Origin of the sequence: Micromonospora sp. NPDC007230 (assembly GCF_042869115.1) — a bacterium.
GTDB lineage: Bacteria > Actinomycetota > Actinomycetes > Mycobacteriales > Micromonosporaceae > Micromonospora.
Map to the genome: position 1 here is coordinate 80,337 of NZ_JBIAFE010000029.1, position 9,766 is coordinate 90,102.

Sequence of the window (9,766 nt, forward strand, 5' to 3'; positions counted from 1 at the left end):
CCGTACGAAAGGCCCACCCGTGACCCCTCTTGCCACTGCCCTGGCCGGACTGACCATCGACTCGGTCGAGACGTACGCCGTCGCGCTGCCCACCGTGCGCTCGTTCGGAGTGTCCGGCGGGTCGGTCGCCGTCGCCGGCACGCCCAGCATCCGCGTCCTGGTCAAGGTCAGCGCCGACGGTGTCGCCGGCTGGGGCGAGGCCACCCCGATCCCGGCCTGGACCTACGAGACCGCCGAATCCATCGTCACCACCATCGACCGGTACCTCGCCCCGGCGGTGCTCGGCCGTCCGGCCTGGGACCTCGACGGGGTGACCGCGGCGTTCGACCGGGCCGTCAACCGGGGCTTCACGATTGGCGCGCCGCTGGCCAAGTGCGCCGTCGACGTCGCGCTGCACGACCTGCTCGGCCGGGCGCTCGGCGTGTCGGTCGGGGTGCTGTGGGGGCAGCGCCGCCGGGAGAGCATCGAGCTGGGCTGGATCGTCTCCGGGCAGACCGCCGGCGAGGTGGCCGACGCGGTGGCGGAGGGACACGCCCTCGGCTACCGGGCGTTCAAGGTGAAGGTCGGCCTGCACCGCGAGGCCGAGGACGCCGCCGTGGTGCGGGCGGTCCGCGAGGCCGCGCCCGAGGCCGCGCTGTGGGTGGACGCCAACCAGGCGTACACCGTGGACGCGGCGCTGCGGATGGCCCGCCGGCTGGCCGACCTCGACGTCACCGCGTTCGAGCAGCCGCTGCCGGCCAACGACGTCGCCGGGCTGCGCAGGCTGCGGGAGGCCTCGCCGGTGCCGGTGGCGCTCGACGAGAGCCTGCGCCACCCCAGCGACCTGGCCACCTTCGTGAAGCTCGACGCGGTGGACGTGGCCATCGCCAAGGTGCAGCGCAGCGGCGGGTTGACGCTGTCGCGGCGGCTGTGCGCCCTGGCCGAGGACTCCGGCGTGCGGCTGATGGGCTCCGGGCTCACCGACTCCGACCTGGGTCTGGCCGCCTCGGTGCACCTGTTCGCGGCGTACGGCATCGACACGCCGGTGGACCTCAACGGGCGGCAGTTCCTGGAGTCGTCGTACGCCACCGGGGCGACCGTGCAGGTGCGCGACGGCGTCGCCCAGGTGCCGACCGGGCCGGGGCTCGGCGTGGACGTCGACGAGTCGGTGGTGAAGGAACTCGCCGTCGACGTCCTGGCCAGGTAGCTGCCGGCCAGCCCCGGCTCAGCCCCGGGCAGCGCCGAGGCCCAGCAGGACGGCCAGCCCGAGGGCGCTGCGCGGGGCGTACGGCACCCGCCAGAGCCCGCCGTGCGCCGCCCCGTACGCCTCGTCCCGCCACGGGTGGTCCTGGGCCGGGCCGCCGCCGGTGCGCAGATCGTGCACGAGCAGCGCGGCCATCAGGGTGTTGCTGGTGGCCGGGTCGAACACCTCGATGCCGAACCGGTGCGCGCCCGCGTACGCGGCGGCGAGCGCCCGGTTGCGCAGCACCGAGCGGGTACGCGTCGGCGGCGCCACCGTGCACGACACCGTCGCCCCGGCGTCGCGTGCCACCGCCGCCCGCCACCGTTGCAGCCGCTTCGCGAGGGCGTAGTTCGGGCCCTGCTGCGGTACGAGGCTGTCGTTGATGCCCGGGTCGGCGTCGGGCGGGTAGTTGCGGTGCAGCAGCCGCCCGCCGGAGAGCACCCGCAGCGACCGGCGGGCCAGGCCGCGGGCCGCGTACCCCCGCTCGGCGTGCGCGACCGCCTCGGCGGGGACGGCGTACACGTCGGTGGGGGTGGCGAGGAAGGCCAGCGCCAGGTCGTCGCGACGCTGCTGCAGGTGCCGGGTGAGCGCGTCGACGGCCATGGCGACCCGCACGTTGGTGGCGCCGTCGGCGTAGACGTAGTTGCCGAGCACGAGCCGGCCGTTCACGCCGAGCAGCCACTGCGCGGCCTGCGGCAGCCGGTGCAGCAGGTCCGCGCCGGCGCCCGCGGCGAGGGCCTCGTCGTCGTCGCCGGTGCCGGGGCGCACCGGCAGGTGCAGCCGGCCGCCGTACCGGTGGGCGGTGCGCAGCAGCCGCCGCCAGATGTCCGGCCGCGGCAGGTCCACCGCGACGACGTCGCCGCCCCAGCGCAGCACCGACGGCAGCGGGCCCATCTCGGCGCCGGCGCCGAGCACCACGATCCGCTGGTCGCGCAGGTCGAGCCAGTCCGGGTTGGCGATGACCGCCCGGACCGCCTCGGCGCAGGACGGCTCGATCACGCCGGCGGCGACCCAGGCGTCGAGCTGGCGGTGCAGCTGATCGCCGCGCAGCCGCTGCCCGCGGTACGGCAGCGACAGTTCCCGCTCCGGCTCGCCGGTGCCGGTGACGGTGGCGGTGTCCAGCGGCGGCTGCCCGGCGCCGGTGGCCAACACCTCGTCGAGCGGGAGTTCCGTGCCGCCCTCCGCGACGACCCGCATCCGGGCGTGCAGGGCGGCCAGGCCGTCGCGGGCGATGGTGACCGCGGCGTCGCGGGAGAGCAGGCCGGCCTCGACGAGCCGCCGGAAGTGCACCAGGTAGCCGTGCCGCCAGTTGGTCTCGTGTTCGGCCGAACGCGCGCCGACCGGGTCGACCGCGCGCAGCGCGTCGGCGACGACCGCGCGGCCGAGCGCCGTGGTGCTGCGGGTGCCGTCGGTCTGGGGGAACACCACCCCGGTCGGGCCCTCCACCGGCCACCGCCTTTCTGGCTCCGGCCGGACGCCGGGCACCGGTGTCACTGTGCCGTATGGGCCGCCGGACCGCAGCGGGCGGTCGTCATGGTGGCGGCCGCCCGCGCCCGCGCGGTGCTCAGCGTGACAGGATCGCGACAATCTGGTCGTAGCCGCGGTCGCGGGCGTGCCGCAGCGCGTCGACGCCGTCCTTGTCGGGCAGGTGGACGTCCGCGCCGGCGGCCACGAGGATCTCCGCGATCTGCTGGTAGGGCTTCGTCCCGTCGCCGAGGAGGACACATTCCAGCAGGGCGGTCCAACCGAGGTTGTTGACGTGGTTGACGTTGATGCCGGTACCGACGACGCGGCGGACGTAGTCGACATGGCCACGCTCGCTCGCCGGGATGATCGAGATGCCGCCGTACCGGTTCACGATCGTGAGGTCCGGCCCCGCGGGCAGCAGGACCTCGAGCATCGCCACGCTGCCGGTCACGCCCGTCACCAGCCACGGGGTGTCGTGCTGGTCGTCGAGCGCGTTCGGGTCCGCGCCCGCGTCGACGAGCACCCGGGCGGCTTCGACGTGGTCGTTCGCGGCAGCCAGCAGCAGGGCCGTACGCTGCTGCGCGTCGCGGGCCTCGCGGTCCGCGCCGGCCGCCAGCGCGGCGCGTACGCCGGCCGCGTCGCCGGCGCTCGCCGCGGCGAGCAGAGCCTTGTGGTCATGGGGTCCTCCCAGGGTCGGATCGGGTCGGGCCGCGTGGAACCGCCGGCGGCCACGGTGAGGGTGAGAGCGAGCAGAGCGCGGCGTTTCACAGCCGGATCAGCTTCCGCTCGACGGCGGCGTGCACCGCCGCGGTGCGGGAGTCGACGCCGGGCTTGGCGTACCCCAGCCCTGCGCCGTCCCGCCCGTCGGCATCGGGCGCGGTTGGCCGGGGCAGGTCACGTCTTGCATACGGGACGGTCACGAGGTTCACGCTTGCGTATCGGCTCGGCTACGACGGGATCGGCGGGACTGTCCAGCTGCGTCAATGACCGGGACGGATCCGACGCGCGGCGCCGGATCGCCCGCCCCAGCCTGCCCGGGAGGAACCGATGGTCCACATACGACGGTCGCTGCTGCTGACGGCGCTCGCCCTCACGATGACGGTCACCGCCTGCTCCGCCGGTGGCGCACAGCGCAGCGACACGGCGCACGGGCCGGTCCGCCAGCACGACGGCACACCCCGGTCGGGTGGGGCCGAAACGGCGACGGAGGACGACTCGCGCTCCACCTTCGGCGTCGACGTCGACACCGCCTCGTACGGCTACGCCCGCCGGCTCATCATGGACGGGCAGCTGCCCGAGCGCACCGCGGTGCGGCCCGAGGAGTTCGTGAACTCGTTCCGGCAGGACTACCCCGAGCCGGCCGGCGACGGCTTCGCCGTACACGTCGACGGCGCGCGGCTGCCGGAGTCCCACGAGGCGGCCGGGGAGCTCCGGTTGATGCGGGTCGGCCTGCAGACCCGCGCGGAGGACGCGGAGAGCCGGCCCGACGCCGCCCTCACCTTCGTCGTCGACGTCTCCGGATCGATGCGCGAGCCCGGGCGGCTCGATCTGGTGAAGGACGCGCTGCACACCCTTGTGGACCAGTTGCGCCGCACCGACTCGATCGCCGTCGTGGCGTTCAGCGACGAGGCCCGGGTGGTGCGGGAGATGACCCGGCTGTCCGACGCCGACGAACTGCACGACGCCATCGGTTCGCTGCGTACGCAGGACAGCACGAACCTCGAAGCCGGTCTGGTGCTCGGCTACCGGGTGGCCCGTGACGGATTCCGACCCGGCGCGACGAACCGGGTGATCGTGCTCTCCGACGGGCTCGCCAACGTCGGCCGGACCGAGGCGGAGCCGATCCTGCGCCGGGTACGCGACGAGGCCGAGAAGGAGATCGCCCTGCTCGGCGTGGGGGTCGGCAGCGAGTACGGCGACGAGCTGATGGAACAGCTCGCCGACAAGGGCGACGGCTTCGTGGTGTACGCCAGCGAGCGCGACCAGGCCCGGAAGGTGTTCGTCCGGCAGTTGCCGGCGACGTTGAGCGTCCGGGCGCTCGACGCCAAGGTGCAGGTCAGCTTCGAACCGGCCGCCGTGCGGTCCTACCGGCTCATCGGGTACGACAACCGGGCGATCAGCGACGAGGACTTCCGCGACGACCGCGTCGACGGCGGCGAGGTCGGTCCCGGGCACAGCGTCACGGCGCTCTACGCCGTCCGGCTGGCCGACGGGCCGCCCCCGTCGGCCCGGGTCGCCCGCGTGCAGGTGCGCTGGACCGACCCGACGAACCGGGCGCCCGCCGAGGTGTACGAGTCGGTGAAGGTCAGCGACCTGAACCGGGCGTTCGGCGAGGCGTCGCCACACCTGCGGACCTGCTATGCGGCGGCCTATTTCGCGCAGTCGCTGCAGGGCGGCCCGTACGGCCGGGAGGTGCGCCTGGGCGACCTGGCGACGATCGCGGAGCGGGCGGCCACCGCCAGCGAGGACCGGGAGGTGGAGGAGTTGGCGCGGGTGATCCGGCTCGCCGAGAAAATCCGCTGATCCCCACCCCGCATCCCCGTGCCCGCCAAGGTCAGGCGTCGTCCACGGGGATGTGATGGATCAGCTCGGGAGCGATCACCGCCGGAACCAGGTGCGGCTCGCAGGTCAGGAAGTTCGCGTCGTGCCGCAGTGCCGCCCACACGGCGTAGGCACGGGCCAGGTCGCCCTTGGTCAGGCGCACCGTGGTGGCGGCCTGGGCCGCATCGGGGGCGGACAGCGGCAGCACCGCCACGCCGGGCAGGGTGGCCAGCACGCCGAGCCGGGCGGCCGCCGGTCGGTCACTGGTCTGCGCATACGCCTCGAGCAGCGCGACCGTGGGCAGGCCCAGGTAGGCACCCTCGTCGGCGATGTCGACCAGCAGCTCACCGACGTGCACGTGGCCGCGCGAATAGGACAAGATGGCGGAGGCGTCCAGGATCGCCCGGATCTCGATGTCGTCGATGGGCATCAGGCAGCAGCCGCGGAGTCACCCTCGGGCCAGGTACCGTCCCGGAGCATGTCGCGGCGTCGCGCGTTCTCCGCCCGCTGCTCGGGGGTGAGGGGAGGCAGTTTTCCGCGTACCCGGGCCACGCCGACGTCCGTCACGTCGATGCCGACGGCACGCAGCATCGCGGCCGTCGCGGCGGCCCGGTCCATGCGGGCGCGCAACGCGTCGGCGACCGCCGCCGAGGCGTTCTCCTCCCGCTCCAGGTAGGCCGCTACGTCGTCCGGCAGGCTGACCAATTTGATTAAGAATCCTTGGTGATCATAGGATAATCGTGTGGAACTTCTTCGGCTTGCGAAGGCCGCGAAGCGTCTTGGTGTTCATCCCGTGACGCTTCGTCTGTGGGCTGATTCGGGGAAGATTCCGGTGACGTGGGTCGGCCGTGAGCGGCGGTTCTCCTCGATTGATGTCGAGGCGATGAAGGTCTCCGCCGGCGGTGGCGGGCGCCTTCGCTTGGAGGGCCTGTACGTGCGGGTATCCGGCTCCAGCGGGCAGGAATCCTCTTTGGAGGCTCAGGAGCATGAGCTGCGGGCCACGTCCACCGGCGAGATCGTGAAGGTGTTCCGTGACCGGGCGTCGGGCCTGCGGGAGGACCGGCCCGGGCTGAACCGGTTGTTGCGGGCCGTCGCTGACGGGAGTGTCACGGTGGTCCGGGTGACGCATGAGGACCGGCTTGCACGCTTCGGTGTCGGCTGGCTCAAACACCTGCTGGCCGTGCACGGCGCCACCCTCGAAGTGCTGTACCCGAAGAAGCTCGGCGGGCGGGAGGAACTCCTCGACGACTTCGTTTCTCTGGTCACCACGTTCGCGGGGCGTCTGTACGGGATGCGGTCGGCGGAGAACCGGCGTCGTCTGCTGGCCGAGTCTGGGCAATGCCAGGCCAGTGGTCGGTGAGCGGGAAGCTGCCGCTGGCCGAAGGCGAGGGCTCCCGGACCGCGTGTGCCCGCGGCTTTCTGCGCGCGGGTGTGGACGAGAAGACCGGCGGCGTGCTGTCTGAGGCCGTGCTTGCGCAACGGGTCGGCTGGTGTGCCGACCTGGTGGCGGGCATGGTGTCCGTCTTTTTGGCCGAGCGCTGGAACACGGCGGATGTGCAGGTGTTGGCCTCCGGCGTGGATGCGGGTGGTCGGAGGTTGCCGTCGCAGGCGTGGATGGCGTTGCGGCGCTTGGGCTGGTCGGTCACCGCGCCGGAGGGTGTGAGGGTCAATGACCGGATCGTGCGGATGGTGCAGGAGCAGGCGGGGCGTGCTCTGCGTTCGGCGTGGTGGCGTGCTGAGGTGACCGCCGGGGTGCTGGCGGCGTGGCCGGCCGATCCGCGCAAACGTACCCCGCAGGAGTGGGAGCAGGTTCGGGCGTCGATCCCTGGCGGGCAGCAGCTGCCGCCCAGCACCATCAAGTCCCGCACCCTCCAGGCCGTCACGTTCCTCAGGGCCAACGGCCGTCTGCCGGTGGACGTGTTCGAACTCGAAGGCGTCCCAAGGGTCGCGCGGATGCTGCTGCTGGCCGCGTGTGACCGGCAGCAGGCCACCATCGAACGCAGCGACACCGACCCCAGGAAGGCGCTGCTGCGCTTGCAGCTGCCCACCCGCCCAGACCCACGAGCCTACGCGGATTGGACGTGGGTGGCCTGCCCGATCATCCTGCCGCCCACGGTCCCCACGGGTGCGGTGCTGCACCTGCCCACCCTCCGCGTCACCGGCCGGCAAGTACGCGCCGACATGGCATACAGCCACCCGGTGCCGAAAGCCCGGCGCACCGGTCACACCGTGGCGCTCGGCGTGGACTGGGGCCTGAACATCCTCCTCAGCGCGGGAGCCCTGCGACTGCACGCCGATGGGCGGATCACCGCGTTGGGGGCGGGTGGCCAGTTCCGCGCCGCCGGGGTCCTGGCCAAGCAGCACCGGCTGCGCCGGCACAGTGAGCGGCTGCACGCCAAGGCCGAGCACTACCAGCGGCTCGCCGGCGGTGACGAGCAGCATCAACTCGCCGGTAAGCATGCGGTCCTGCGGGATGAGATCCGCCGCGTGTCCGATCGCCGGACGAACCTGAACAACGCGCTCGCGTGGGCCGCCGCCAGATGGGCGGTCGACCAGGCCATCGCCGCCGGGGCGACCGTCATCTACGTCGAGGACCTGCGGTCGTTGGAAGCACGGGGCAGGGGCGCCACCCTCAACACGCGCCTGTCGCAGCAGGTCCGCGGGCAGATCGCCGACCGCATCCGGCACCTCGCCGCCGAGGCCGGTATCGCCGTGGTCACCGTCCCCGCCCGCAACACCTCAAAACACTGCCCGCAATGCCTGACCCCGCTGCGACACCGAAAAGCCCCCGACCAGCCGACCGTGGCGGGCTGGAAATGGGCCATCTGCCCCAACAGCCGGTGCGGCTGGCAGGGCGACCGCGACCACGGCGCCTGGCGGCGAATCGCCGCCCGCGGCCTCACCCACCAGGCCAAGACCGTCACCAACAAGGCCAGCGGGCACATGCTCATCCGCGCCGTGGTCGACAAACTCGAAACGGCAGCGGTCATCACCACGACCAGCCGGGAAGACCGGTCGAAGACCGGCCCCACCCGGCACAAGCCACCACGCCCCGCGCCCAGGCGACGCAGGGCACCCTCCCCCACCCGGCCCCCCAGCCGAGCGGGAAAGCGTCCGGAGGGACACGCACCAACGGACCGGAGGCTGCCCCGCGCAGCCCACCGACACCAGGGCGTGAACACGATCAGCACACCCACCACCGCCGGCCACCAGCCACGCGGAGCCGCACTGGGCGCAGGATTCCACTTCCACGCCCACGCGACACCACCACGATGGGAAACGATCCCGGAAACTCAATCCGACTCAGGATCACTAAGCTGATTAGTGACGCTGACCGTCACCCGCTTCATACTCGGATCATACTGCCGCGCGGGCGAGCCGGAAGGCACGCCACGCGCGCGGCCAGGGTCAACTTGCGGTCTTCGCGTACTCCCGCGGCCGGGTGCGCTCGGCGTCGACCCCGACCAGCTCGGCGAAGCGCGGGTCGACGGCGAGCAGCGGGCGCGGCCCGAACACCGCCATCGCGGTCAGCAGCTCGTCGGTGCCCCGCTCGCTCCACGCGGGTCGCCGCTCCGGCGCCAGCTCCGCGTACCTGCGGCGCTGCCGGCGCAGCAGCCGCCGCGCGGCCGCACCGGTCTCCGGCACCTCGCACAGCCACCAGCCGCCGAGCACGGTGGCCAGGCAGCACAACAGCAGCCCCACCACGGAGGCCGGGCCGCCGGCCGTGCGCCCCTCGACGGCGCTGTCCACCAGCCGGGTCACCCCGACCGCGGCGACCGCGAACAGCGGCAGGGCGCCCAACGCCAGGCGCCGCCGCTGGCCCGGGGTGAGCAGCCACCCGTCGCGGACCAGCCGGCCCACCAGCCGGCGCAGCGCACGGCCCACGCCGGGATCGGCCAGCACGGCGGCCCAGGTCTGCGGCCGGCGCAGCGCGACGTGCAGGGCGCGCACCAGCGGGGCGGACCCGGGCGGCGGTGGGCCGCCCACCGACAGCGTGGCCAGCTCACCGAGCTGCACCACCCCGGCCCGGCGCAGCGCGGCCACACCCACCTGGCAGGCCAGTCCGGCCCGATCGGTGAGGTACGCCAGCTCGACGGTCGACAGCGGCTCGCCTCGGGTTCGCCATCCGACCAGCGCCCGTACGGACAGCGCTATCGCGAGGGCCACGGCCACCCCCGCCACGTAGTCGAGGAGGAAGACGGGACCGCTGACACCCCAGAGCATGCCGACAAGTATTCACCGCCGTCCCGGTCCGGCCGTGGTCGCCCGGGTGGGCGGTGTCAGTCGGCCCGGAAGCTGTTCACCCTCGCCTCGGCGGCGAGCAGGGCGACGGCGAGCGGTCCGGTGCGGGGGCGCCGGAAGTGCAGGCTGCGCAGGAAGTTCTTCGTGTTGCTCCGGGCCACCATTTGGGCGCGGCTGTGCGGCTGGTCGGCGCAGTCGGCTAGGGCGTGTCCTGTCGATCATGGATGGGCAGTCCTGGTCATGACATGCTTCGGGCGTGTACTGGACCGAGGATCGCCGGCGTTTTGAGCGTCT

General features: G+C 73.2%; 11 protein-coding genes. 4 read left to right on the plus strand and 7 right to left on the minus strand.

The window, feature by feature from the left end; translation table 11 throughout:
• Nucleotides 1-19: 19 nt before the first annotated feature.
• Nucleotides 20-1,186, plus strand: coding sequence for a mandelate racemase/muconate lactonizing enzyme family protein (locus ACFYML_RS31060; RefSeq protein WP_387423998.1), 1,167 nt, complete (start codon nt 20-22; stop codon nt 1,184-1,186).
• An 18-nt stretch (nt 1,187-1,204) separates the two neighbouring features.
• On the opposite strand, the gene ACFYML_RS31065 is transcribed toward ACFYML_RS31060, so the two are convergent.
• From ACFYML_RS31065 to ACFYML_RS31075, 3 genes are all read right to left on the minus strand, one after another.
• The gene (locus ACFYML_RS31065) at nt 1,205-2,668 is read right to left on the minus strand and encodes a hypothetical protein (protein ID WP_387423999.1); all 1,464 of its coding nucleotides are present in this window, start codon (nt 2,666-2,668) and stop codon (nt 1,205-1,207) included.
• Nucleotides 2,669-2,786: 118 nt separating this feature from the next.
• On the minus strand, nt 2,787-3,380 hold the full coding sequence (locus tag ACFYML_RS31070; protein WP_387424014.1) for an ankyrin repeat domain-containing protein: 594 nt from the start codon (nt 3,378-3,380) through the stop codon (nt 2,787-2,789).
• Nucleotides 3,381-3,453: 73 nt separating this feature from the next.
• Nucleotides 3,454-3,609, minus strand: a complete 156-nt coding sequence (locus tag ACFYML_RS31075; protein ID WP_387424000.1) for a hypothetical protein — start codon at nt 3,607-3,609, stop codon at nt 3,454-3,456.
• Between the two features lie 127 nt (nt 3,610-3,736).
• Here ACFYML_RS31075 and ACFYML_RS31080 point away from each other — a divergent pair, with 127 nt between their 5' ends.
• Nucleotides 3,737-5,212, plus strand: coding sequence for a von Willebrand factor type A domain-containing protein (locus ACFYML_RS31080; protein WP_387424001.1), 1,476 nt, complete (start codon nt 3,737-3,739; stop codon nt 5,210-5,212).
• Between the two features lie 31 nt (nt 5,213-5,243).
• Here ACFYML_RS31080 and ACFYML_RS31085 read toward each other — a convergent pair whose 3' ends face one another.
• Both ACFYML_RS31085 and ACFYML_RS31090 read right to left on the minus strand, forming a co-directional pair.
• Entirely contained in the window at nt 5,244-5,660 is a 417-nt protein-coding gene (locus ACFYML_RS31085; protein WP_387424002.1) for a hypothetical protein, read from the minus strand.
• Complete coding sequence (locus ACFYML_RS31090; protein WP_387424003.1) at nt 5,660-5,935, minus strand: hypothetical protein; 276 nt, start codon at nt 5,933-5,935, stop codon at nt 5,660-5,662. Before ACFYML_RS31090 ends, ACFYML_RS31085 begins: the two co-directional genes overlap by 1 nt.
• Nucleotides 5,936-5,972: 37 nt before the next feature.
• On the opposite strand from ACFYML_RS31090, the gene ACFYML_RS31095 reads away from it, so the two are divergent.
• Together ACFYML_RS31095 and ACFYML_RS31100 are read left to right on the plus strand one after the other, a co-directional pair.
• Nucleotides 5,973-6,590: an IS607 family transposase gene (locus ACFYML_RS31095; protein ID WP_387424004.1), complete on the plus strand. Its 618-nt coding sequence runs from the start codon at nt 5,973-5,975 to the stop codon at nt 6,588-6,590.
• On the plus strand, nt 6,587-8,551 hold the full coding sequence (locus ACFYML_RS31100; RefSeq protein ID WP_387424005.1) for a zinc ribbon domain-containing protein: 1,965 nt from the start codon (nt 6,587-6,589) through the stop codon (nt 8,549-8,551). Before ACFYML_RS31095 ends, ACFYML_RS31100 begins: the two co-directional genes overlap by 4 nt.
• Before the next feature lie 87 nt (nt 8,552-8,638).
• Here the strand turns inward: ACFYML_RS31100 and ACFYML_RS31105 are convergent, their stop codons facing one another.
• On the minus strand, nt 8,639-9,454 hold the full coding sequence (locus ACFYML_RS31105; RefSeq protein ID WP_387424006.1) for a TIGR04222 domain-containing membrane protein: 816 nt from the start codon (nt 9,452-9,454) through the stop codon (nt 8,639-8,641).
• Between the two features lie 56 nt (nt 9,455-9,510).
• The gene (locus tag ACFYML_RS31110) at nt 9,511-9,636 is read right to left on the minus strand and encodes a hypothetical protein (RefSeq protein ID WP_387424007.1); all 126 of its coding nucleotides are present in this window, start codon (nt 9,634-9,636) and stop codon (nt 9,511-9,513) included.
• Nucleotides 9,637-9,766: the final 130 nt, after the last annotated feature.

Excerpts from the sequence above, each read along its gene's own strand:
- ACFYML_RS31085 (WP_387424002.1), bottom strand. The coding sequence starts at position 5,660 with ATGCCCATCGACGACATCGAGATCCGGGCGATCCTGGACGCCTCCGCC.
- ACFYML_RS31080 (WP_387424001.1), top strand. The coding sequence starts at position 3,737 with ATGGTCCACATACGACGGTCGCTGCTGCTGACGGCGCTCGCCCTCACG.
- ACFYML_RS31105 (WP_387424006.1), bottom strand. The coding sequence starts at position 9,454 with ATGCTCTGGGGTGTCAGCGGTCCCGTCTTCCTCCTCGACTACGTGGCG.
- ACFYML_RS31110 (WP_387424007.1), bottom strand. The coding sequence starts at position 9,636 with ATGGTGGCCCGGAGCAACACGAAGAACTTCCTGCGCAGCCTGCACTTC.